The organism is Microcoleus sp. EPA2 (assembly GCA_020882975.1).
GTDB lineage: Bacteria > Cyanobacteriota > Cyanobacteriia > Cyanobacteriales > Microcoleaceae > Microcoleus.
In genome coordinates, this window is the sequence record JAHRFD010000005.1 from 71,238 (window position 1) to 95,933 (window position 24,696).

Consider the following 24,696-nt stretch of genomic DNA (forward strand, 5'->3'; position numbering starts at 1 on the left):
GTAAATGGATATTGCAGATTATTACCGACAGTTAGGACTCAGATCTGGTGCGAGCGTGTCGCAAGTTAAGGCGGCTTATAGACAACTAGCCAGACAGTATCACCCGGATGTAAATCCGGGCAACGAACAGGCGAAGAATAGGTTTATTGCGATTACTGAGGCTTATAAGTTTCTGGTGAATATTGCTCCCCCCGATGGGGAGTCGAAAGTTCCCAATGATACTAAGCAGACGGCGACGACATCGGCATCCCAGATGCCAAAAACTCAACCACAGAGAGTGAAAGTGACTCGGAAAGCGTCGCCAATTGAAAATACCCAGGATTTGTCGGCAGCGGAAGAAAAGTTAAAGCAAGATGCTTATTTGCAGTTGCAGGAGTTGCTGAAGTATCAGAGGTTCCCGCGGGCGATCGCCCTAGTGGAAGGTTTGGCACAGCGGATTCCCGATGATGTGGAAGTGCGTCAATGGCAGGCGATCGCCTATCAGCGTTGGGGAAGGCATTTAATTGGGGAAAAACAGGTTGATAAGGCGAGAATTTATTTAAAAAAGGCTGTGAAAACTGACCCTCACAATCGGGCTTTGTGGGCAGAAGTTGAGCGAGATTTTCGCAAGTTAGAACAGATTTATTGAATCTGGGAATTTAGTTGGGTTCTGTGCAGGTAATCACAGGCTTATAGTTTTGAGTTTTTCGAGAATAATTTGAGTATTTTTAGGTCTTTTTTCCGGCAGGGGTTCCATTAATTGGTCTATAAAATATGGTAGCAAACCTTCCAGTTGCACCTCATGATTTCTCCAATTAATTTTACCAGTTGTCTCATCTGTCGGAAAGTCGATCGGCGGTGTACCTGTTAGTAAATGCACAAAAGTACGTCCTAGGGCAAAAAAGTCCGATCGCACTTCAGCTTTCCCTAGAATTTGTTCCGGGGCAGAATATCCAGGGGAACCTATAGGCGTTGTATCAATCCCCGCTTCTCCCACAGCCCCAAAGTCAATTAGTCTCAATTTGCCATCGGGTTGCAACATCAGGTTGGAGGGCTTAATATCCCGATGTACTAAATTATATTGGTGAATTTTGTGTAAAATATGCGTCAGTTGGGTGAGCCAATTAAGGGCTAGTTTGGGAGATATATGTTGGTTTTTATTTAAGAATTGTGATAAAGTTTCTCCCTCGATTTTTTCCATGACTAAACAGGACAATTTCTGAGATTGGTGGGGAAGTTGAATAGTGAAATATCCGTCAGGTTCAACTTGCGGAATTCCGGTACTTCCCGCTAGCCAAATTAAGGTGCGTGCTTCCTGCTTGAATAATCGGATTAAAGTGGGATGATGAGTATATTTCAATACTTTTAAAATTTTGAGAGTACCCCATTGGTTTTCCTCGGTTCCCCAATCTGCAACTGCAAAAATTTCGGTAGGGAGTGCGGGATTTGGCGATCGCACTGGGTGGATGATACGATAGCGATCGGCAATCAATAAAGCCGTCCCGCAACTGTGACAATTTTGAGCTCGATCGCAATTCTCACGGGTTTTGCACTTGGGATTGATGCAGTAACTCATTTGAAGAAGTTATTGGTTATTGGTTATTTGTTATTGGTTATTGGTTATTTGTTATGAATATAACGACAAGTTTTTGATTTTTTGGTAGCACCCGCAGGCTGTGCCACTGCTGGCTCAACAATTTAGTCCTCTAGCCAAAGTGTAGTAAATTTAACTTTTTTTGACGGCTGGGACTATTCCTAAAGATAGATGGCAGAATACCTCTTGCGACCAATTGCAACATAACTAAACATTTCTTAACATATAGAAAACAAAGGGAATGGTAGGAGAGGTTAATCATCCTTCAGCCCTTGGGCGCTAGGTTTAACCGGATTTTTCTGGGTAAGACACTCTCCAGCTAACAGGTGAGTGTCTGGAGAGTTGAGAGTGTCACAAACAAGGGCTAAATCATTGAATCAGCAACAAAACTCAGCAGTTTCAGAATTTTTGCCAATGCTCCAAAAAGGTATTTGGCTGTTTGGTATTATCTCTTGGATATTCGGGCTGACAGATAGAAGTATTGCACTATTAGCAGATGGCTATTTATCGGCTATAGATATTGTCCAGCTATTTACAGCTTCATTCTTCTTTGTGAGTTGGTTGCTTTTAAGTCCCTTTCTGAGTGTGAATGCACCCAGGGTGTTGAAAGTAAAAAACAGCAGACAGAATATAGAAATAGCTCAATAGTTTTTAAGTGGGAATGTCAGTATTGCCATCGCTAGTTTGTTCTTGGGATGCAAAGCGGGTGGGCCAAATTCGATCGCAAAAAAACAAAGTGCCGGCAGTGACACAGAGGGGAATAGCCAACAGGTTCAACAGCGGAATACTGACTAAACCAAAACAAACTAAACCAAAACTGCCACTAGCGGGCAAACTTCCGCGAAGGATCTCTAATTTTTCTTTAAAAGGTCGCCTGCGCCTTTCTAAAGGTGCATCTAAAAAGTCTAAACAGACAAGAGTTGCTCCCAAAGCTACTCCTCCTAAACTGCCTAAAATAGAGCCGACACCGGGGATGAAATTCAGGACTAGGAGTGGTATGCCGAAGCTCAACAAAATTTGTAATTTTCTGAATTCAAAGGCGATCGCTCTTTTGATATCCTGAAAAATGCTAGTCAAACTCATGGGTGCTTCTGCGGGCAATTGACCGTTACGCAGGAGTTCCAATTGTTGAGATAATTCGCCGTACCAAGGGGAACCCAAAATCACGCCAAATTGTACTAATAAAAATCCAATGATTAGTAAAAGTCCGGCTACTAAAAGTATGCGTAACAACCAGCCAAAAGCGATGGTTAAGACGGCGAGAAAACTGAGCCACTGGGGCAAGTTAGCAATTAGTGTATGAAAGCGGAGAGACAAATCGGCAACTAAAAGGTCTATTCCTGACAAACTGGGAAATAGTAATCCTAAATAAAGAGAGATACCAATTAAAAAATTTAGCACTACTGGAATTAATACATAACCCCAGAGCTTGGGTGTTTGCCAAAGCAGTGTGAAAGCTCGCAGAGGATAGGTGAAACCAGCCAGAAGTCCGATGGGCGCGCTGATGGCGCTGGGGGCGGGATTTGAATTGAGCTGCTTGGACATATAGAAGAAGGAAGTTGGCTTGATTTATCTAGGAGCGTCACTTTCTATTATTATTACGTATGAGGATTTATTGTAGGTAGCCCCAAAAGTGAAGCTTTTTATTTACCATACCCCGGAACTTACCCCAACGGACAAAATGCCAGCCTGTGCGATCGCCGTTGACGTGCTGCGGGCGACTACGACAATGGCAACTGCGCTCAACAATGGGGCGGAAGCTGTGCAGGTTTTCAGTGGCTTAGAGAAACTGATGGGGGAGAGCGAAAAATGGCCGGCAGACAAGCGCATTCGGGCCGGAGAGCGTGGCGGTGCGAAAGTTGACGGATTTGATATGGGGAATTCTCCCCTCGACTGCACCCCAGAAAATGTGACGGGGAAGCGAATTTTTATTAGTACAACAAATGGTACTCGCGCTCTCGAAAGGGTGCAAACTGCGCCGATTGTGTTAACAGCGGCCTTGATTAATCGGCAAGCTGTGGTGGAGTTTTTGTTAGATAAACAGCCGGAAACTATTGGGATAGTGGGTTCGGGTTGGGAAGGAAGTTATTCCTTGGAAGATAGTGTTTGTGCGGGGGCGATCGCCCACAGCCTCTTGACAAAAACTGGTATTCCTGCTACTGATTTTGCTGGTAACGATGAAGTATTTGCAGCAATGGCGTTGTATCTCCAGTGGGAAAATCAATTGCATCAATTGCTAAAATCTGCTAGTCATGGTCAAAGACTGCTGCGTTTAGGGGTGATTGAAGATTTGAAATATTGCTCGGAAATAGATACTTTAGATGTGGTGCCAATGCAGCGAGAACCGGGAGTTTTGATGAAGTCGGATTGGAAGACTTCCTAAATAAAGAAGACGGAAATCAGGACTAATTTCCTGACGGCAAATCATCAGGAAAGTGCTGAATTAAACATTGGGCAATCCGTCGCGCTGCACCGGGTTTTCCCATGCGGCGCTTGCCATTTTCATCAATTACTTGTAATCGGTCTGGATGGTTGAACAAAAACTGGATGCTGCTGGCAACTTCATGGGGATGGTTGACTAAAATTAGGGATGGCCCTAGCAGGCGACTTTGAGCTTCAGCAAAAGCGGGTGTAAATTGGGGACCGTTGCCTTCGATGGCGATCGCGGGTTTTCCTAAACCTACAAATTGTTCTGTAGCGGTGCCGGCCATGGCGACGGCGACATCGGCTTCATACAAATAATCGTTAAAATTGTGCTGACTCAAAATCATGGTTGCCTGTTTCTGCACAAAGGTCAAAGGGAATAGGAAATTGGGAGATTCCTGGTTGATTTCTTGGCTAGGAGATACAGCCGGTCGTAAAATACTGCCTTCTCGGTGTTGGGTTCTAGTTTCGCCGTCTAGATTCCAGCCGAATAATTCTACTATGGAGCGCAGGGCTTCTAAATTTAATTCTGGGGAAATGGCTCCTAAAAATAGTAGTTTGCGATCGCCAAAAGTAGATAAAATACCCGTTACCGCCTCTAGAATTAGCTGCCAATTAGCGTAAGCTTCCGGTGCTCTAGAACCGGGTAGTAAAGCGATCGCGAGCGATCGAGACCTTTGGCGAAACTCCGCGTCACCTGCGTAAAATCCGCGGGCTGAGTTTTCCGGTGTCAAGGCATCCATCATGGGATTTCCGAGATTGTAAGCGGGAATGCCTAATTTTTCCAAGGTCTCGGTCGTCAGGGCATCCCTTGGAAAAACGGCCCGACAGCGCCTTCTAGTCATCAGCCAGCGCTCCCAAGGCAAATAAACCGAGCCCGACCAAGCTTCCCAACTCAGACGTCTGGACGGCCCTGTGAGGGGCCCCTTTTCGTCTCGTAAATAATACTCAGACTTGGCAGTACCGACAAAGGCATAGGGGGCACCACTGAGCCAAGCAAACAGCAGTGGGACAATATCTCCGACTGCTAAAATAAGCGTGTTCTGATTTCCCGACTGTTGGTGCGATCGCACCCAAGCACGGATGGCTTTAAATTGAGCGATGGTAAGTTGCAGCAAGCCACCTTTGATGTCGCGCAAAAACTCCCTTCCGTCCATGTAGATAAAGCCGCCAGAAGGCATCCGCTGCACCGGGCCGATGATGCGGGCGTTGTGCAGTTTCGCGAAAGCTTGCCCTTCGCCTACCAGTGGAAATACTGATAATTCTGGTGGATTTGGCTGCTGTTGCAGTTCCTGTAAGATGCGAAGGGCGATCGCGTCTTCTCCGTGACCGTTACTAAGGCAAAGTAATTTCAATCCCAAAACTCTCAAAAATTATATTATACTAATAAATGTCAACTAATAACTGTTAACTAATAACGGTCTCTACACCCTCAATATATTGCTTTAAAAGACTCCGAATTTGTTTAAGTCCAAATTTCTTAGCCAGTTGGCGGACGCGACTAACCAGCGATATTAACTTCGGCTCTAAACTTTCGAGCTTAACCGCCTCATCAAAAATTCCTTCGATGTCACCCATAGCTGCTAATTTTAACATTCTCGCGACAGACTCAGCAACGGGAGGTAATAAAGTAGAGTAAGTTGGCAACTCAGATTTGGGTGATACACTTGCGGTTTTTCGCTGTTTGCTTTCCACAAAGTCCTCATAAATCCATTCTAGTCCCAAATGTAACCCCAACTGTTCTAAAAAGTGATGTGCTTCGATGGGCTTGGGCATAAAATAATCGCAGCCAGCTAGTAGACTTTCTTGTTGCGTCTTCTCAAAAGCACTAGCTGACAGGGCAATTAAGACTACATCCTTTAATTCAGGTAACTGACGCACTCGTCGCGCAGTTTCCAAGCCGTCCATGACAGGCATCAGCAAATCCATTAAAATGACATTCGGTTTAAATTCAACTGCTTTGCAGAGGCCTTCTTGACCATTTTCTGCTTCAGCAATTTCAAACCCTAAACGGGAAAGCAGCTTGGATAACATAGAGCGATTTAATTGATTGTCATCCACGATTAGCACTTTGCGTTTGTCGCCCACAAAGCCCACCAGCCAACGTTGTTCCTGCAAACTCGCCACTTCTAAGTAGCGTTTTGGTGCGGTCAACTCTAAGTCTAGCCAAAAAATGCTGCCTTGGCCTAAAGTGCTTTTGACTTGAATTTCGCTACCCATTAGTTTGGCTAATTTGCGGCTGATAGAAAGTCCCAGACCGGTACCTTCAACAAATCTGTTTGTACCTACTTGATGGAAGGGCAAAAATATTTCTTGTAACTTACTTGAGTCTATTCCCGTGCCAGTATCTTCGACTTGAAAGCGAATTTTGAGAGCGTGTTTATCCGTAATTAAATTTTGGCATAAGCGCAGATAATTCTGTTTCAGCTCCGAACTCAAAGTCGAGAGTTCTGTGTTTTCTCCTTGTCCCCGCCTCCAGGCTTCAGTACCCACATACCCGACTTTGAAAGTGACTCCACCACTGTTAGTAAATTTCACAGCATTTCCCAGCAAATTTATGAGAATTTGACGCAATCTTTTTTCATCCACATAGACTGATTGAGGCAGGGGAGATACTTGTTCGTAACTAAATTCAATATCTTTTTGGGAGGCTCGCATTTGAAACAGGTCGGCAAGGTTTTTAAGAAAGTTAGAAAAATTTAACTCTGTGGGGTAGAGTTCCATTTTCTTCGCTTCGATTTTGGAAAGGTCTAAAACATCTTCGATCAGCATTAGTAGATGTTTGCCACACTGCTGAATGTTGTTGAGGCTTTCTTGATGATCTCGGCTTAAAGTTTTATCTGTTTTGAGGATTTGAGCGTAACCTAAAACGCCGTTTAAGGGTGTGCGGAGTTCGTGGCTCATGTTGGCGAGAAATTCGCTTTTGGCGCGATTGGCTGTTTCTGCGACTAATGCGGCTTTTTGAAGGGCTGCTTCAGCTTGTTTGCGATCGGCTATTTCGGTTTGTGCTTGTTGAAATAGTATGGATTGCTGAATGGCGATGGCTAATTGCACGCACAATTGTCTGAGGGATTCTATGTCTGAGGATTCCCAAGAACGCGATCCGTTGCAATCGTAGGCGATTAGCAGTCCCCAGAGGGGATTTTCGGTGGTAGTTGTGGGATAGGAAATATTTTGTCCGGCTTTTAAAATGGGGACTATTAATTTAGCTTTGACTTCAAATTGATTGAGAAAAGTGATGTAGGGTTCGCTCAAATTCTCCTGATGGATGTTTTCTATAGCTCGCACCCAACCTTGTTGGTAAAGCTCAACAAAATTTTCTGCAAAGCAGGGGTATGGAATGTTTAGATCCCTTAGTGGTGTGAGGTGTTGCGCCAGGGATTCGACCACTACCAGACCGCTCCAGTCTGGATTGAAGCGGTAAATAACTGTGCGGTCTGTTTGTAATAATTGTCGGACTTGTTCGACGGCTGTGGTGAGTATTTCTTCTAAATTGAGGGAGGAACGAATGCGATCGAGCATGGCGACTACCAGCCGTTCTCGTCTTAATTGCTGTACCAATGCCTTTTCGGCTTGTTTGCGTTCGGTGATATCGGTAATTACTCCTACTAACCCGATTAAATTTCCTGTTTCATCTTTAATACTATCGGCTCGAAAGAGAGTTGGTACGAGTTCGTTATTTTTAGTTTTGATTTTGATTTCGCCTTTCCAAGGTTGGCCTTTACGCAGGATTTTAAAGATTTCTAATAATACTTGATTTTTGGGGTAAATAACTATTGCTCCACCAGCTTGATTTAGTTCTGCCACTGTGTAACCGTACCGCTGAATAAAGGCTTGGTTATGATAGATCGATCGCCCTTTGAGGTCAGCAATGACGATCGCATCGCTGGTACTTTCGACCGCTTGAGTAACGCGGAGTAGGTCTAATTCTGCTTGTTTGCGATCGCTAATATCAGTAATAGTACCGACATAGCCTTTAATTTCGCCACCATCTCCGATTTCCGCTACTGCTTGACCGATAACCCAACTGACAGCATCGTCTGGACGCAAAAAGCGATATTCTGATTTAAAAGGAACTCGATCGATTACAGCCTGATACCATTCAGTGTTGACTCGCTCGAAATCATCTGGATGTATGGCATTCAACCAGCCTGTGTCTGCTGCTAATTCTGCGTCCACACCCGTGATTTCACTCCATCGTTGATTCACATAAAGGAAATTTCCCAAAGTGTCGGTATGAAATATACAAACTGGCGATGCTTCTGCTAAAGTTTGGTAGCGGAGCTGACTGGCTCGCAGGGCTGATTCGGCTTGTTTTCTGTTAGTAATATCGCGAACTATGGAAATTATCTCGCCACCTGCCAGCATGGTCAGTGATACTTCTTGAGGGAAAGTAGTACCATCTAGGCGCTGGCCAGTGGCTTCTATATGGCAATACCCTTTTTCTTGAATTGCCGGCATTATTTGGGTGTCAAACTGTTGATATTCCGAGGCTGTATAGAGCATTTTCCAGTTTTTTCCCAACAATTCAGATTGTCTAGAAAATCCATACATCTTCAGATAAGCGTGATTAGAATAAATATATTCTTCACTAGCATTGAGGATGGCGATACCGTCATAAGCAGCGGCTATTGCTACTGCTTGCCGCTGGAGTGTGGACTCTACTTGTTTGCGTGAGGTGATGTCGCGACCAACTGCATAAATTAAACCTTCTTGGCTAAATGGTGAGGCAGTCCACAGCAACCATTTGTAAGAACCATCTTTGCATAAATAGCGATTTTCAAAGTAAAAAGTGGGAATACCATCCATTAATTTTTTGACTTCAGCGGCGCTGGTTTCTCGATCGTCGGGATGAACAAATTCCAGGACTGGCTGGGCGAGAAGTTCAGCAATACTGTAGCCTAGGGCTGTTGACCAGGCTGGGTTTAAGCGTTTGAAATAACCATCAAAACCCAGAATACAAAGTAAGTCTAAGGAGATGGTAAAGAAGCGATCGCGCTCTGCTTGGGTCTGCTTTAGCTCAGTAATATCAATCAGTAAACCGTCCCAGATAATCTCAGATTTGCTCCCAGATTTTGAATGATTATTAAGTATTTCCGGTCTCGAACATCCTTGTAGCCACTTAACTTTCCCTGATGCCGAAATGTGCCGCCACTGTTGCTGCCAGGGCTGCATAGTGGCGGCGGAAATGGCAATGGATTCTTCTACCTTTGGGATGTCTTCTGCATGAATTCTGCTGAAAACTAATTCGGCATTTTCCTGTATTACTTCTGGCTCTAGTTCGTAGAGTTCGCGACAACCAGAAGATACATAAGGAAAACTTTTTTTTCCATCGGGTGAGAGTTTAAATTGATAAATAGCTCCTGGTATGTTGGCAACAAGTCTTTTAAATCTAGCTTCGCTTTTTTCTAGAGCTATTTGTTGGAGTCTGTATTCAGTGATATCTCGAATTGTACCTACTAATATTTTACTGCCGTCAGGGTTTTTAAAGACTGTTTTTTTGGTAGAAATAATGTGTTTTTTGCCACTGAAATCTGTAAAGTTCTCCTCTGTTTCGTTAGGGATTTCAGTATGCAATACTTCTTCATCTTTGATCCAAAAGAATTCAGCTTCAGCTTTGGGGAAAAACTCATAATCAGATTTCCCGATGAGTTCTTGTCGTGGTTTGCCGATCAACTCACAAAAAGCATCGTTTAAGATCATCCAGCGATGTTGCTCGTCTTTGACAAAAATCGGGTCGGGAATGACATTGATAGTGTGGTTTAAAAATTGCTCTGATGCTTTTATTTGGGATTCGTAGCGGTAGCGATCGCTCACGTCTAAGACTACTTTAATCATCCGATCGATCGACCCATCACGACGACGAATACAGCGGAGAGAAACTCGCGTGTAAACTATTTCCCCGTCTTTTCGCACCCACTTTTTATCGGAGATATACCCCTCGCTCCTACCTGCTAAAATTTCAGATAATTGTTCAATGTTATTGCTATAGTCCTCTGCATGAGTCAAGTCTAACCAGTTTTTTGCTATGAGTTCGTCACGCTCATAGCCTAGCAAATTGCACAAAGCATCGTTAGTTTCGATCCAGTTAAAGTTTTCAGGAATGGCGGGTTCAATAATTGGAGCAACGATGGCAATTCCAATCAGAGAATTTTCAACTACAGAACGATATTTTTCTTCGCTTTTGCGCAAAGCATCTTGACTATTTTGGCGCTCGATGGCGTAGCGGAGCGATCGCATTAAAAGTTCGCCATCTATTTTTCTTTTTACTAAATAGTCCTGTACGCCCACGGAGATTAACCGCAGTGCCAGTTCCTGGTCATTTTGACCTGTCAGCACCACAATGGGCACATTGACACCATGCTGTTGTACGCTAGTTACTGTCTCAATGCCCCGACTGTCGGGCAGTGAAAGGTCTAATAAAATTATGTCAAATTTTTCTTGATTCAAATGGAGTATTGCTTCACTGAGGCGCTCTACTTTTGTGAGGGATATCTGCTGTGCATCACTATCGCTCATTCCTGACAGCAAATCTTCTATCAATTCTGCTTCATAAGCATTGTCTTCTACCAACAATACTTTAAACCAGGTAGGAGGTAAAGATAAGTCAAAAACTGCTTTCATAATAGTTAGTTATTAATCTCAAGATTATTGGTAAACCTAACTTGGATTTCACCTTGGTTGATGAAGGTATTTACTAAATTTTAGCTACACATACATTACTATTAGAGTGGCAGTGCGATGTCAGGCTACAAAAAATCTTGAACCTAAATAATTATATCACAAACTAACCATGATGTCAACGCATTTTTTTTAGTAGAACTTGTGATTTTAGTAACTGACAAAAAATTTGTTTTTTTGTTTAATTCAAATAGTAAAAATCACAAATTTAAACTATTTTCATTGAGAGTAAAGTAAAAAGTTGAACCTTGACCTGGTTCCGAATTTACCCAAATACGTCCGCCGTGACGTTCCACAATTTTTTGACAAATTGCTAAGCCAATACCTGTACCAGAATATTCTTTTTGAGTGTGCAATCGCTGGAAAATTTGAAAGATACGTTCTTGATGCTGCCGTGCAATCCCAATGCCATTATCTGCCACAGAAAATAGCCAACGATCGTGCTGTTTGCAAACACTAATAGAAATATCAGGCGGTTCATTCTTGCGATATTTAATGGCATTGCCCACTAAATTTTGAAATAATTGCACGAGTTGGGAAATGTCGCCATTAACTACGGGTAATTCACCATAGGAAACCACAGCTTGGGTATCGCGAATCACCCCTTGCAAGTTAGCTAGAGCTTGCTCTAATACCTGATTACAGTTAGTAGGTTTAAAAGGCTTCTGACTGCGACCTACTCGTGAGTATTCGAGCAAATCATCAATTAAAGCTTGCATTCTCGTGCAGCCTTGAACAATATTTCCAATAAACTTATTAGCTTGACTATCTAGTTGTTCTTGGTAGCGTTTTTCTAAAAGCTGAGCGTAACTAGCTATAGTAGCCAAAGGTGCTTGCAAATCATGAGAGGCAACATAAGCAAATTGTTCAAGTTCGGCATTAGAACGAGCCAATTCTTGATTGGATTTCAAGAGAGCAGATTCGACACGCTGGCGATTGCCTATCTCTTTTTGGAGCAACAGATTTTGTTCTTGCAGGGTTTTTTCAACAGCACAGCGAGTGCTAATTTCCTGTTGCAAAATTAGATTTTTTTCGTGGAGCACTTCTTCGACAGCTAAGCGGCTGCTGATTTCTTCTTGAAGCAGTACGTTTTGTTCTTTTAGCTGTTTTTGTAACTTCCGCAGAGTGAGATGACTTTCGATGCGTACCAAAACTTCTTCAAACTGAAATGGCTTGCTGATGTAGTCTACGCCCCCTACGGCAAAGGCATTTACTTTGTCAAATACTTCATCTTTGGCGCTGATAAAAATTACCGGAATATCGCGAGTTATAGCATCATTTTTGAGGTGTTGACAAACTTCGTAGCCATTCATTTCCGGCATCATAATATCGAGCAAAATCAAATCTGGCGGATTAGAATTGCAGGCTCTCAAAGCCATTTGCCCGTTAATGACGCAGCGGGGCGCATAACCCCGCTGACTTAACATAGTAGACAATAGACGCAGGTTTTCTGGCGTATCATCTACTACTAAAATGTTGCCTAGTGAGGTTTTTTGTTCGTGATTATTCATGAGAAATTTTTCCTGTAAAAAACATGGATGTTTAATTTTAAATTAAATACCTAGTAATAAAGTCAGAGCATTATTATCCCAAGTCAATCCTTTATCTACAACCTTAAATCCAGCTAATTTACACATAGCCTCCAAAGCAGAAGCTGTAGGGAGCCACCACCATGACCCAAAATTGTTGAGGTCAAAAACAGCTTTTTCAGTTATCCCTATAATTGGAGAATTATAGATATACGGCTGCCAATAAGCTGTTAAAATCGCTCGTTCTGCTTCGTCCAAAGCAGGAATGAAAATTACTCCTGAAGCGGGAATTCGGTAGCACCCCCATTCATTTTCTATAAGTTCTTGGGTAATAGCTGAAGTAAAAATTAAATGCTCGCGAGTTATTAGGCGTAAGGCAACTAAAATCTGCAAGGGATGGGGGTGATGGTACAAAACTCCTGCACAGTGAACTATATCGTAAGGCTGACTAATTTCGGCAAGCTTAATTTGAGTGAGATCTTGACTGATACAATTATAATTAGTAATATTTAAATTTGTCATGCGCTCCCGAAAATATTGCCAAAAGCGATCGGAGAGCGGCGTTACATCAATCATGGTTAAAGAAGTAGCACCGTATTTGCTAGCTACAGATACTTTTTCGTTGACAGTTCCCCACAATCCGCGTACTTCTGCAAAAGTTTTGCCTTTGACGAGTCTGGCAATGTAGCGATCGCGAATATCATTAGCTTCTAACTCTAATAATAGACTAGATTCCCCTGTTTGACGCTGTTGCTCTAAAATCTCCTCTAATTTTTGGGATATTTCTGTATCTTTTGGTCTGACTTCTAATGCCATCAAGTACAATGCTGCTGCTGCGTCAAGCCAATCGCTGTGGGCATAATTTTGCGCTACTTGACAGTAAAATTCAAGAGGATATAGTGGCTGCTTTCCATGATGATAGTAGCTAGTTACTATGTCGGAATTTACAGGAGTTCTTTTTGTTAAAGCTTCGCCTAACTTTGTGTAAAGATTAGGGAGATTTGGGTCTAGTTGCAGCGCCCCAAGGTAGGCGAAAACAGCATCGTTCCAGTTGTGAATTTCCCTCAGAGCATCACCTAAATTGTAATGAGACCAAGAAATATTTGGATTGAGTTGAATGGCTCGCTGGTAAGCGGTAGCTGCTGCTTTCCACTGTTGAGTTTTTAAGAGGATTTCTCCTAAATTATGGTAAGTCCAAGAGAATTCAGGATTGAGGGCGATCGCCCGCTGATAGGCAACTATTGCAGCGGGAAATTTTTCCATTTGAACTAAAGTCAAAGCTAAGTTATATTGAGACCAGAATAATTCTGAATTAAGAGCGATCGCCGCTGTGTATGCAGCCACAGCTTCTGACCATTTTTCTAGTTTAAAAAAAGCATCTCCCAATTTGTGAAATGCTACAAAAGAGTTTTGGTCTAATTGAGTAGCGCGGTGATAAGCGGTTGCGGATTCTGACCATTTTTCTAATTTGTCGCAGGCTTCACCGATGCTGTAGTAACACGAGGAACAATGGGGGTCAATTTCAACACTGGTGCGGTAGGCGATGAGAGCTTCTTGCCATTTTTCTAATTTGAACAGAACCTCGCCTAAGTTATAATAATACGAAAAAGAGTTGGGATTTAAATCAATACTTTCCCGGTAGGCTGTTACCGCTTCATGCAATAGTCCCTTTGCTTGCAAAGCATTGCCTAATTTGTAATAAATCTCGGAAATTTCTGGTAATATTTTGATAGCTTGGCGGTAGTTGGCAATCGCTTCATCCCACTGTTGTAACTGGGTAGCAGCGTCTGCTAATTTATAATAGGCTTCGCAACAACTGGGGTTTAAAAGAAGAGTGCGTTTGTAACAAATTATTGCTAATTCTGGCTTGTTTTGTGCGGATAAAGTATTGCCTAAATCGAGGTATTCTTCTGGTATTTCTACGGGTGTGAGCATGAGTGCTTGATACCAACAATGGGCTGCTTCCTCAGCTTTGCCAACTTGGGTAAATACGCGGCTTAAATTACGGTAAAATCCAGCAAAGTCCGGTTGTAGGGAGATGGCTGTTTGGTAACAGGCGATCGCCTCTTGCCATTGCTCCAAGGTAGCACAGAGAGTGCCGAGGTTGGCAAAAGCTTCGGCAAAATCCGGTTTGAGGGCGATCGCAACTTTGTACCAATACCTTGCGTCTTCTAGCTTACCCTGAGCTTGCAGTGCCTTCCCTAGGGTTTTGCAAGTCTCGGCGGAATTGGGATGGGATGCCAAAATTTGTTGACAAAGTGCGATCGCTTGGTCTAATTTCCCTAAAGCCAAATAGATTTCTGCCTGTTGTTGAAAATCGAGGGCTACTATTTCTGAATTCACGTTTTGCATTCCTGTGGAGTAATAAATACCTGTAAAATTATATGTTACAACTTGCCTAAGTTAAAATCCCACCAAGTACATTTACTGACCGACCAAAGGCGATCGATGTCGGCAACACATTAATATAAACTAAATAGTAATACATTAACAGGAAGATAAAGAATGTCAAAGGTCAAGGGGACACCGGAAGTAAGCGTAATTATACCTGCATATAATGGCGATCGCTACATCGTGCAAGCTGTAGAAAGCGTCCTGAACCAAACCTATACAAACTGGGAAATTATCGTCATCGACGACGGTTCTCAAGATGAGACCAATCAAGTATTACAGCCTTATTTTGACAGAATTCGCTACATTTATCAAGAAAACCAAGGAGTAGCGGCCGCCCGCAATAGAGGAATAAAAGAAGCAAAAGGTAACTTAATTGCATTTTTAGATCAAGATGACTTTTTTTTGCCAGATAAATTAGCAGCACAGGTAGCACTATTTAGAGCATCATCTTCCTTGGGGATTGTCAATAGCGGTTGGCACTTAGTTAACGAGCAAGGAGAGATAATTTCTGATATTAAACCTTGGCAATATTTCCCCAAATTAGACCTAGAAACATGGATAGTACAGATGCCCGTACTTCCCAGCGCCATGATGTTTTCACGAAAATGGTTAGAAATTGCAGGGGGATTTAATTCAGAGTTTGATTCCGTAGATGATGCCGATTTAGTCATCCGTTTAGCTGTCTTAGGCTGCGAAGCTGCTTGGCTACCCCAGGTGACAGTAGGTTATCGCCAGCATGACAAAAATGTCTCAATAAAAAAAGCTCTCCAACAAGCAAATCTGTTTATTAAATTAAAACATAATTTCTTCAATAAACCAGATTTGCCACAGCCAATCCGCGATTTAAAAAATCCTGCTTTCTACGAAGCATTGACATGGATGGCATGGCAATTGTACTATAGCGGCTATCCCGTGGCCGCAGTTGAGTATTACCAAAAATCTTTGGCCTATACTCCTTACTCTGCTACAAAAACCGTAATAGATTGGATAAATCGTCTAGCTTCTATTTCTCAAGCTTATGGATTTAGCCTCGATCTGCAATCTTTAAGAAACTTATCAGAATGGAAACAGTTAATGTCTAGCATACTACCCAAAAAAACAGTAAGAGTCAGCGTCATTATCCCAGCATATAACTGCGATCGCTACATTGTCAGAGCCGTAGAAAGTGCCATAAACCAAACTTACCAAGACTGGGAAATTATTGTGGTGGATGATGGATCTACCGACAATATTCGCCAAGTGTTAGAGCCTTACTACGATTCAATTCAGTACATATATCAAGCAAATCAAGGAGCAGCAATAGCTCGAAATCGAGCCTGCGAACTAGCCAAAGGCGAATTTTTAGCATTTCTAGATGGAGACGACTTTTTTCTGCCAGAAAAGCTGGAGAAACAAATTGCTTGTTTTGAGGCCGACCCCTCTTTAGATATGGTACAAAATGGCTGGCTGATAGTCGATAAAAACGGCAAAGACCTCTATCCAGTTATGCCTTGGGAAGAATCGCCAAAATTAGATTTAGAAACCCTAGTTTTGTACAAATTTGTCCGTCCCAGCGCCATAATGTTGCGGCGAGAATGGTGGGAACGCTTAGGGGGGTTTGACTCTCGCTTTCCGCCAACGGAAGATTTAGATTTTGTCTTACGTTTAGCCTTAAAAGGTTGCAAGTCAGTTTGGCTAAAAGAGATATTAACCTGCTATCGCCAGCACGAGACTAATCTCATGTCCGGTGGATTTAAAGTAATGAAAAATATGGAAATGGTGATGGAGCAATTTTTCGCTAGGCTAGACTTACCTCAGCACATTCGCGAATTGAAACGGGCGGAACGTTACAAGTGCTTAGTATGGATTGCGTGGCGGATGTATCGCGATGGATATTTAGCAGAGATGGTTGAGTGTTTGGAAAAATCTCTTCATTACACTCCTTATACTGGTAGTGAAACTGTTTTTAAATGGTTGGAAACTTTTAGGGTTTCTGCCCAAAGTAATGGCGACCCCTTTGATTCCTATGCCTTAACTAATTTAAAAGAATGGCAAGATATCGTAGTGCTGGCTGTTAATAATCCTTATCAATTTCAAGCTGCATCTAATTCAACTTACGAACCGCAAAAAGCGCGGATACTAATGTATGCAGAAGACCACGGAGTAGGAGGTTTAGCTCAATTCAATCACTCCCTCATGTGTAAATTGGCGGCCGAAGGGTACCAAGTTGTTAGCGTGCAGAGTAAAACTGACAACCCTTTAATTGGTGAACAAAAACAGCTAGGTATAGAACATATTTGGCTAGAGTTTGACACGATGAAAGAGTTTTTGCGGATTGCTTACAATTTAGGAGATGCTAAAAAGATTTATGCCCTGGCTAAACCGGATTTAATTATATTTAGTGACGGCTGGCCCATCGCCAATTTTGCAGCCAAGCAAGTTGCTATTCAGGAAAACATACCGTACATAGTTACTCTGGGTTATGTCGATGGCACTTATCAAACTTTCAATCGTGGCGATCGAATTCCCTATTTTGATGCCGTCTCCTATCAGTACGAATTAGCCAAGGCCGCAGTAGCAGTTTCACAGGAAAACTTAAACTTGTTCAAAAGCCTTTTTAAAACGCCTCTAGAACGGGGAAAAGTTATATATTACGGCAGACCTAACATTTATTTTGAACCGCCAAATCTTTCAACTCGCCAACGCCTGCGTCAAGAACAAGGAATTCCTGAAGATGCTGTCGTTTGTTTCACGGCGGCGAGATTGACTCCCATTAAAGGATTTCAGTATCAATTACAGGCGATCGCCCAACTAAAATCTCGTCCAATTTGGCCACAAATTTACTTTGTTTGGGCCGGTCCTGGGTCTACTACTCACGACAACATGGAGCCTGAATTAAGAGCCACTGCGAGTAAATTAGGAGTAAACGAACAGGTTAAATTTTTAGGACAGCGCTGGGATATTGCTGATTGGCTCGATGCCAGCGATATCTTTATTTTATGTTCTGAAGCAGAGGGAATGCCGCTAGCAATTATGGAAGCAATGGCGAAAGAATTACCCGTAATTGCCACAGCAGTCAGTGGTATTCCAGAAGAATTGGGAGACACGGGAAAGTTGCTCCCCGATCCTAAAATAAATCCTGAAGGAACAGTCAAAGAGTTGGTAGAAACGGTGGAAATCTGGGCGGAAAATCCCGAATTGCGACGACTTGCAGGACAAGGGTGCAAAGCGCGAGCTGAACAACTATTCAAAGAGGAACGGATGCTGCGGGAATATGTAGAAGTAATTGAACAGGCCATGGCAACTGATGACAAAAACAACAGTCTTTCTAGGAGTCCGAAAGTTCAAAAGCAGATACAGGAAGTGGATAAGCTGCTAAAATACTATCATTTAGTTTGGAAAGCTTGGGATGCTTGCGATCGCGAAAATAGGTCTGAGATGGTCAAGCATTTGCAATCTTCTTGGGACTGTACCCCATTTTTTACCACAGAAACTATTTTGTATTGGGTGAATGTTTTTGCGATTTTGTCTTCAGAGAAGGGGACTAAACTTGATACTTGCGCGCTAATTAACTCAGGAGAGTGGAAACAATTGATGGAATCAATACAGGGTTTTGAAGTGGTGTCATCTGTTCTTTAAGCTCATCGGCGATTGAAATCGCTACTACACCTACAAAGCTGAATCGGCGATTGAAATCGCTACTACACCTACAAAGTCCGCCTCCGCGGACTAAAGAAAGAACATAAAAGATTATGCAATTTACATTCAAGTTCCCATCTCTTCATAAACTGCTCCCAATTTGTTTGGCTCTTGTCACTGTTTTGTTAATCATTTACTTGGGAGAGCAAAGATCGATCGCCCAAATGCGATCGAACGTCACAGTAGATTTCGGACTCCCAGCAGCCACAACATCCATGAGTGGCATCCTCCACGGAATCGACACCACAAAGCCCCCAGATAACTCGATCAAACCATTGCAGCCCAAACTTTGGCGGGCGGGGAGACTCGATATTTACGATCGCGTAATCGCCAGCGGAGCCGAGTTTCAACTATTAGTCAGCGACTTGTGGGGCTATGGTAGCAATCCCAAAGGTTGGCCCTATCAAAACTACCCCGCATGGGAAGCATTCATACGGCAATTAGCTCAACAAAATAAAGGCAAAAAAATTATTTGGGATGTCTGGAATGAACCAGATTTAAGAAATCCGTTTTGGAATGGAAGCAGAGAACAATTTTTTGAAACCTACAAAAGAGCTTACAAGATTCTGCGACAAGAATTAGGGCCATCAGCCATGATAGGTGGACCGAGTATCAGTACCTACAGCAAAGAATATCTAACCGCTTTTCTGGATTATTGCAAAGCGAACAAACTAGAAGTAAATTTCCTAGCTTGGCACGAACTTAATGACACGATGATTTCATTTGTTGACGACCACGTAATTGATGCTAAGCGCAACTTTCAACAAAGTGCTTCTTACAAAGAACTGAAACTGCAAAAGATTTATGTCAACGAGATTATCGGAGACTTAGCCCAGTACCAACCGGGGGAGATTTTAGGTTATTTCTATAACTTGGAATATGCAAAAGCTGACGGTGCTTGCAGAGCTTGTTGGGATACTAAAGGACCAAATAAAGTTAGCAATTGCTTCAACAATACCTTGAGTGGAATGGTGACTCCCAATACTTTTGAGCCAAGAGCAGCTTGGTGGACTTACAAAGCTTATGCTGACGGAGTTAATTCGCGGGTGCTGAGCAAGTCGGATAACGATCGCGTTGTCGCTTTAGCCAGCAAGTCAAATCCTGAAGGTAAAGCACAGGTACTTTTAGGTTATTTCGATCGCAATTATTCCTCAGCCACAACCGTCACCTTAAATCTCAAAAATTTACCACAGCTAGGTATTCAAAGCGGTCAAAAAATCCGTCTCAAATTAGAAAAAATTCCCAACAATCAAGAAGGCGCAGTGCAAAAACTGGTTAGTGTCAAAGAAGAAACTGTATCGGTTGTTAAAAATGATTTGAGTTATGTCATTCCTAACTTCAATCTACATGAAGGTTATTTATTAACCGTTAGTAAATGATTGAGGGCGGGCACGAGAACCCACCGGACAATAAAATTCATTGTTTGTGAATTGATATCAAATCCGGTAGCATCGTCCTGTATATCTCTATTCTCTCCCTCTGTGTCCTCTGTGTTCTCTGCGGTTAAATCATTCCGATTCAACGCGGTCAACGATATGATTGTTTGTAGAACGGGCAAGATGCCCGTTTTTTTATATAGGCAAGATGTCAGTTTGAACAGATTTATTGACCGTGGATGTTAGAGTTTAACTGGCATTGCTCAAAGACTGTTGTACCGATTCCAACCATTCTTTGACTGTTAGATTCTCGCTGCTGGGATCGTAGTAACATCCTAATTCTTCCAGAATCAATGTTTCTAAATCTGGTTCCGCGATCGACATTTTTAGCAGTTGGTTAAGTTCTGCTAATACAGCTTCAATAGTTTCTGGCGATTCGCTATGGAGGTAATTTTCCACTACTTCGCTAGCACTGCTGGCTTCTAGTGGCCAGTCTTGATGAAAGTAAGAACTGAAAAATTGGGTTAATTCAGAAAATCGATCGTTCATAGGGGATAAGCTGTGAGAATAAAGTATCCGGGAGATAATTTGGTGCTGCGCTGGAGGACGATTTTCAGTCGAGATGTCGAACTTGCTTTGGAAACGCGGCGGGTGAGTGTAATGCCAATTATTCTGTGGGTATCATATTCGATTGTATAACGATTGCTTCGTTTTTTTACCCAGGAGTCGATCGCACTTTTCTTTTCTTCCATTGCTTCAGCAATCGCCGATTCAGCCACGGAACGATAGGTAAACGAAGACGCGGCAGAAATTCTCCTATCCTTGGCCAGTCGCTGTGCTAGTTCTGCTTCTGTTTTACCAACGTGTTTCTCTAAAGTGTGTCCTCCTGCTGCTTCGTGAAAGTCTAATCCGCCGCCCGGTATGTTTGGTGCAAAGGCTAGGATTGTTTGTCCAGGTATGCTGGAGATATGCTGTGCTGAAACAGGAGTTATCGCCGACTGAAATAGGACAATTATTGAGGCAATGCTGCACAGGATACCTAAAAATTTTTGCCAGCGATCGAGTTGACTTTTCATTGTATTTCGTTTAATTTTTCTTGTTAGTATAGCCTCCCGCGGTATTTCCGAGCAATAGACATCTTTACAAAAGCTAGTCTTGAACAGGCAGGATATCTGTTCCACAGTAATTATGGCATAGGTCTATTAGTAAATTTTATTGAAATATAGTTTTTAAATGAATTAAAATTTAAATTCTTTTTTTATTCGCGAGTTTATAAAGATTATATAAAGTTCAAAAAGTAATATTTATTTAAAGTTATTCCCTGAAATCAATGATAAGTTAGTTGATTATCATTAAAAAATTGAAAAAATGCAAGTAGTTATCCTAGCCGGCGGTCTTGGTACTCGTCTCAGAGAAGAAACAGAATTTCGCCCCAAACCCTTAGTTGATGTGGGTGGGTATCCGATTCTGTGGCACATCATGAAGATATATGCACACTACGGCTTCCAAAACTTTCTGGTGTGCTTGGGCTATCGTGGCAACATGATTAAAGAATATTTCCTCAATTATGAAGCCATGAACAATGACTTTACTATCTGCTTAGGTCGCAAAAATATCATCACGTATCATGGGGAACATCGAGAACAAGATTTTAATGTTACCTTGGCTGAAACTGGCGCAGCAAGTATGACTGGAGGGCGGGTAAAACGGATTGAAAAATATATCGATCGCGATAATTTCATGGTGACATATGGGGATGGAGTTGCTGATGTAAATATTGAAGAACTACTCGCTTTCCACAAAGCTCACGGTAAACTGGCAACTGTGACGACGTTTCGCCCTATTTCTCGTTTTGGAATTTTAGATGTAGATAGTCAAGGGCGCGTACTCCAATTTGCTGAAAAACCGCAAATAGATGGCTGGATCAGCATTGGATATATGATATTTAATCGCCGGGTATTTGAGTATTTAGGCGGAGATGATTGTATCTTAGAACAGGAGCCAATGCAGCGTTTGGCGGCCGAAGGACAGTTGATGGCTTATCGCCATGAAGGCTTCTTTTTTGCGATGGATACTTATCGAGAATACAAGTACCTAAATGAACTTTGGGACTGTGGTGAAGCTCCTTGGAAAGTGTGGTAATAGGGAATGGGGAATGGGGAATTGGGCATATTGATGGCTGTATCTCCTCCTCTCCCGGTAACTGATTATTGCTAAGTAAACCAGATCCAAAAAATAGAATACCGAGATTCCCCACTTCTCAAATAAGTCGGAAATCTAACAGTCAGAGCATTTTATGTTAATTAGATGAGATGGATTTTACAGATATTTTAAACAGCACAGAAACCTACCTAAAAAACTGCGTTGCAGCCGATGCTGAAACGATCGACAGCGACTCGGAAGCGCTGAAAATAGCGCTGGTAGGATTGGAAGATAGATCGCTTTTAGCTTTGCGAGTCCCCCAAAAATGGGGTGGCGCAGATATCGATGCGCAAACTTTTTATGAATATCAGGAATTGACAGCGCGATATTCCGGCGCTTTAGGTTTTCTGCAAACTCAGCATCACAGTGCAACTGCCATGCTTGCTAACAGCGACAATGAACTGCTAAAAAGTAGATGTTTGCCTGCGATCGCCCTGGGAGAGTTGCGATTGGGTGTGGGATTTTCGCATTTAAGGCGATCGGGAAATCCCGCTGTCACTGCTACTGCTGCACAAAATGGCTATTTACTATCAGGTAAAGTTCCTTGGGTAACAGGTTTTGGATTATTTCAAAAATTTATTGTAGCTGCGTTACTTCCTGACGATCGCGCTGTATTCGGATTACTACCCTTTGAAAATATTGCATCAGCATCGGGCCAAATCTCCTGTAGCGAACTCATGCCCTTAATCGCCATGAGTTCCACTAATACTGTAACAGTAACTCTGGCTAATTGGTGGTTGGATGAATCGCAAATAATTTCATTTAAACCAAAAGACTGGATAGTCACAAACGACACTAAAAATATCCTGAACTTTGTCCCCGCTACTTTTGGATGTATTCGAGCCGGATTGGACATAATTCAAGCAGCAGCCCAGACTAAAAAATCATCTTTTATAGTTAGTGCTTATGAAAAATTAGCCCACAAGCTCGATCGACTAAAACAGAATTTCCCACAATCTCAACATAGCTCAAAAGCAGAACAATTAGCCCTCCGAGCCCAAGCAATTGACTTAGCCGTGCGTTGCGGGCACGCGGCGGTAACAGTTTCCAGCGGTGCCGCTAATAGCCACAAGCACCCAGCCGGGAGAGTTTATCGAGAAGCTTTGGTGTATACTGTTTCCGGGCAAACTCAGGATGTAATGGCTGCAACGCTCGATGAACTAATCAAATTTTAGATATTCGATATGAGTGACAAATTAAACTCAAATAACCTCAAAACCATCACCTACAGAACAATAGTAGATTTAACTCATAAAATTCACCCAAATATTCCCCTTTGGCCCGGAGATCCAGCGACAGAATTTACAACAGTTGCTCAAATAGAAACAGAGGGGTATTTCCTGCGAAAATTCTCGATGGGCGAACACAGCGGGACTCACATGAATGCACCCAACAGCTTTTATTCAGGAGGCGCAAGTATTGATAGCTATCCTCCACAGTCGCTAGTTGTGCCGGCAATCGCGATCGACATCCGCGACCAAAGTCTTGCCAATCCCGACTATACTTTAACAATCGAGGATGTATTAAATTGGGAACAGGAACATGGAGCGATCGAACCAGGATGCCTGATTATATTAGATACCGGATGGCAGGAAAAATGGGAAAATCAAGCAGCTTTCTTAAATCGAGATGGTGAGGGGATTTGCCACTTTCCCGGATTTGGGAAAGCAGTAACTAAATTTTTGCTAACAGAAAGGTCGATCGCAGGAGTTGGTACCGATACTCACGGAGTAGATCCGGGACGAGATGAAAGTTTATCTGTCAATAAACAAGTTTTAGAGCATCAGGGAATCGTTCTAGAAAATTTGGCAAATCTAGACCAGTTACCAGCAGCAGACTGCACTTTAGTTATAGGAATATTGCGACTTGTGGGAGGTTCCGGTTCCCCGGTATCCGTGTTAGCTTTTGTCCCTTGATGGTGTAAAATTAGATTGATAGAATTCCTGTAAAAAAATCAGATTAATGATCGAACTACCAAAGGACCTCAACGAGGCGATCGCCCAATCCCGCACAGCCACTTCTGCCGCTCTCTCCGACGGCAAAACTCTACTGCAAGTCGAATTAGTATTCCCAGAAATCGCCCTCCAAGCACAGTCCATCGCCGCACAATTCGTCCCAGAATTTGAAGAAATGTACTCCGGTGTCAAAGTCATATTTCCCGATACCGGTGCAGCAGCCCTCGCCCGTCGCGACTGGGGAAAAACAGAATTTAAAGTCACAGACTTGGGCAGCAGCCGCACCCCGGTTGAAGATAAAATAGAACCGGAAGACCAACTATTTCTGCTGGTGAATCCCGCAGCGGTAGAAGTTCCTCAAGTCGAAAAATTGTACATAGCTGCGGGCGATCGCCCAGTAATTATACTCAACCCCCGCCTGGAAGACGTTGCCACCATAGGTATAGGCTATGCAGGGCGCCAACTGCGCGATCGATTCTTGAACAAAATAGAATCCTGCTACTACATCAGAGCTCTAGAAAGTGCAGTCCTATTCCGGTGTTACCCCCAATCCTGGCAAGTTTGGCTGTCAAAAAACGACGACTACGAACTAATTTCCGAAACCGCCCAAAAACCAGTCGGAGACGATTTAGATCGGATTTTAGCTAAAGCCTTGGGAATAGCCGATCCAGATAGCACCGCCCCCGCCAAACCGTTAAAAAAGACAGGCTTCATGGCAGACTTACAGAGATTTCTCAAAGCTTTGACTCAGTAACATTGGGTAGTCAGAAACAGGGTTTGGGAGAGAATAGTCAATGACAAATTTAGTTTTCTGAATTTGCCAAACCTAACAAGTTTAACAGTAATAACTATCAAATCCGGTAGCATCGTCCTGTATTAATCTC

General features: G+C 42.7%; 17 protein-coding genes. 9 read left to right on the forward strand and 8 right to left on the reverse strand.

Going from position 1 to position 24,696, the window contains the following annotated elements:
• The first annotated feature begins 4 nt into the window (after positions 1–4).
• Complete coding sequence (locus AAFP14_RS07205) at positions 5–628, forward strand: J domain-containing protein (RefSeq protein ID WP_341731611.1); 624 nt, start codon at positions 5–7, stop codon at positions 626–628.
• Between the two features lie 33 nt (positions 629–661).
• On the opposite strand, the gene AAFP14_RS07210 is transcribed toward AAFP14_RS07205, so the two are convergent.
• Positions 662–1,555, reverse strand: coding sequence for a serine/threonine protein kinase (locus AAFP14_RS07210; RefSeq protein ID WP_341731612.1), 894 nt, complete (start codon positions 1,553–1,555; stop codon positions 662–664).
• 366 nt (positions 1,556–1,921) lie between these two features.
• Between AAFP14_RS07210 and AAFP14_RS07215 the strand changes: the two genes are divergently transcribed.
• The gene (locus AAFP14_RS07215; RefSeq protein ID WP_341731613.1) at positions 1,922–2,221 is read left to right on the forward strand and encodes a hypothetical protein; all 300 of its coding nucleotides are present in this window, start codon (positions 1,922–1,924) and stop codon (positions 2,219–2,221) included.
• A gap of 3 nt (positions 2,222–2,224) precedes the next feature.
• Here the strand turns inward: AAFP14_RS07215 and AAFP14_RS07220 are convergent, their stop codons facing one another.
• On the reverse strand, positions 2,225–3,118 hold the full coding sequence (locus AAFP14_RS07220) for an EI24 domain-containing protein (RefSeq protein WP_341731614.1): 894 nt from the start codon (positions 3,116–3,118) through the stop codon (positions 2,225–2,227).
• Between the two features lie 88 nt (positions 3,119–3,206).
• On the opposite strand from AAFP14_RS07220, the gene AAFP14_RS07225 reads away from it, so the two are divergent.
• Positions 3,207–3,956 carry a 2-phosphosulfolactate phosphatase family protein gene (locus AAFP14_RS07225; protein WP_341731615.1) on the forward strand — a complete coding sequence of 250 codons (750 nt, stop codon included), beginning with the start codon at positions 3,207–3,209 and terminating at the stop codon, positions 3,954–3,956.
• 22 nt (positions 3,957–3,978) lie between these two features.
• On the opposite strand, the gene AAFP14_RS07230 is transcribed toward AAFP14_RS07225, so the two are convergent.
• The 4 genes from AAFP14_RS07230 to AAFP14_RS07245 all read right to left on the reverse strand — a co-directional run bounded on the left by AAFP14_RS07230 (position 3,979) and on the right by AAFP14_RS07245 (position 14,550).
• Positions 3,979–5,352: a lipid-A-disaccharide synthase-related protein gene (locus AAFP14_RS07230; protein ID WP_341731616.1), complete on the reverse strand. Its 1,374-nt coding sequence runs from the start codon at positions 5,350–5,352 to the stop codon at positions 3,979–3,981.
• A 52-nt stretch (positions 5,353–5,404) separates the two neighbouring features.
• A complete protein-coding gene (locus AAFP14_RS07235; protein ID WP_341731617.1) occupies positions 5,405–10,621 on the reverse strand; it encodes a PAS domain S-box protein in 5,217 nt (1,738 codons plus the stop codon).
• A gap of 257 nt (positions 10,622–10,878) precedes the next feature.
• Complete coding sequence (locus AAFP14_RS07240) at positions 10,879–12,189, reverse strand: ATP-binding protein (protein ID WP_341731618.1); 1,311 nt, start codon at positions 12,187–12,189, stop codon at positions 10,879–10,881.
• A 42-nt stretch (positions 12,190–12,231) separates the two neighbouring features.
• Entirely contained in the window at positions 12,232–14,550 is a 2,319-nt protein-coding gene (locus AAFP14_RS07245) for a tetratricopeptide repeat protein (protein ID WP_341731619.1), read from the reverse strand.
• Positions 14,551–14,712: 162 nt separating this feature from the next.
• Between AAFP14_RS07245 and AAFP14_RS07250 the strand changes: the two genes are divergently transcribed.
• Positions 14,713–18,219, forward strand: coding sequence for a glycosyltransferase (locus tag AAFP14_RS07250; RefSeq protein ID WP_341731620.1), 3,507 nt, complete (start codon positions 14,713–14,715; stop codon positions 18,217–18,219).
• A gap of 164 nt (positions 18,220–18,383) precedes the next feature.
• Positions 18,384–19,658 carry a GH39 family glycosyl hydrolase gene (locus AAFP14_RS07255; RefSeq protein ID WP_341731621.1) on the forward strand — a complete coding sequence of 425 codons (1,275 nt, stop codon included), beginning with the start codon at positions 18,384–18,386 and terminating at the stop codon, positions 19,656–19,658.
• Positions 19,659–19,904: 246 nt separating this feature from the next.
• Here the strand turns inward: AAFP14_RS07255 and AAFP14_RS07260 are convergent, their stop codons facing one another.
• A complete protein-coding gene (locus AAFP14_RS07260; RefSeq protein ID WP_341731622.1) occupies positions 19,905–20,204 on the reverse strand; it encodes a contact-dependent growth inhibition system immunity protein in 300 nt (99 codons plus the stop codon).
• A complete protein-coding gene (locus tag AAFP14_RS07265; protein WP_341731623.1) occupies positions 20,201–20,731 on the reverse strand; it encodes an RNase A-like domain-containing protein in 531 nt (176 codons plus the stop codon). Before AAFP14_RS07265 ends, AAFP14_RS07260 begins: the two co-directional genes overlap by 4 nt.
• Positions 20,732–21,023: 292 nt before the next feature.
• Between AAFP14_RS07265 and rfbF the strand changes: the two genes are divergently transcribed.
• The 4 genes from rfbF (at position 21,024) to AAFP14_RS07285 (ending at position 24,566) form a co-directional block, all read left to right on the forward strand.
• Positions 21,024–21,797: a glucose-1-phosphate cytidylyltransferase gene (gene rfbF, locus AAFP14_RS07270; protein WP_341731624.1), complete on the forward strand. Its 774-nt coding sequence runs from the start codon at positions 21,024–21,026 to the stop codon at positions 21,795–21,797.
• A 170-nt stretch (positions 21,798–21,967) separates the two neighbouring features.
• Positions 21,968–23,032 (forward strand): acyl-CoA dehydrogenase family protein, encoded by a 1,065-nt coding sequence (locus AAFP14_RS07275; protein WP_341731625.1) that lies wholly within the window; start codon positions 21,968–21,970, stop codon positions 23,030–23,032.
• Positions 23,033–23,041: 9 nt separating this feature from the next.
• On the forward strand, positions 23,042–23,773 hold the full coding sequence (locus AAFP14_RS07280; RefSeq protein ID WP_341731626.1) for a cyclase family protein: 732 nt from the start codon (positions 23,042–23,044) through the stop codon (positions 23,771–23,773).
• A gap of 46 nt (positions 23,774–23,819) precedes the next feature.
• On the forward strand, positions 23,820–24,566 hold the full coding sequence (locus AAFP14_RS07285; RefSeq protein WP_341731627.1) for a DUF1995 family protein: 747 nt from the start codon (positions 23,820–23,822) through the stop codon (positions 24,564–24,566).
• The last annotated feature ends 130 nt before the right edge of the window (positions 24,567–24,696 follow it).

Coding starts and splice junctions, on each gene's coding strand:
- AAFP14_RS07205 (WP_341731611.1), top strand. CDS start 5: ATGGATATTGCAGATTATTACCGACAGTTAGGACTCAGATCTGGTGCG.
- AAFP14_RS07210 (WP_341731612.1), bottom strand. CDS start 1,555: ATGAGTTACTGCATCAATCCCAAGTGCAAAACCCGTGAGAATTGCGAT.
- AAFP14_RS07220 (WP_341731614.1), bottom strand. CDS start 3,118: ATGTCCAAGCAGCTCAATTCAAATCCCGCCCCCAGCGCCATCAGCGCG.
- AAFP14_RS07235 (WP_341731617.1), bottom strand. CDS start 10,621: ATGAAAGCAGTTTTTGACTTATCTTTACCTCCTACCTGGTTTAAAGTA.
- AAFP14_RS07240 (WP_341731618.1), bottom strand. CDS start 12,189: ATGAATAATCACGAACAAAAAACCTCACTAGGCAACATTTTAGTAGTA.
- AAFP14_RS07250 (WP_341731620.1), top strand. CDS start 14,713: ATGTCAAAGGTCAAGGGGACACCGGAAGTAAGCGTAATTATACCTGCA.
- AAFP14_RS07260 (WP_341731622.1), bottom strand. CDS start 20,204: ATGAACGATCGATTTTCTGAATTAACCCAATTTTTCAGTTCTTACTTT.
- AAFP14_RS07265 (WP_341731623.1), bottom strand. CDS start 20,731: ATGAAAAGTCAACTCGATCGCTGGCAAAAATTTTTAGGTATCCTGTGC.
- rfbF (WP_341731624.1), top strand. CDS start 21,024: ATGCAAGTAGTTATCCTAGCCGGCGGTCTTGGTACTCGTCTCAGAGAA.
- AAFP14_RS07275 (WP_341731625.1), top strand. CDS start 21,968: ATGGATTTTACAGATATTTTAAACAGCACAGAAACCTACCTAAAAAAC.
- AAFP14_RS07280 (WP_341731626.1), top strand. CDS start 23,042: ATGAGTGACAAATTAAACTCAAATAACCTCAAAACCATCACCTACAGA.
- AAFP14_RS07285 (WP_341731627.1), top strand. CDS start 23,820: ATGATCGAACTACCAAAGGACCTCAACGAGGCGATCGCCCAATCCCGC.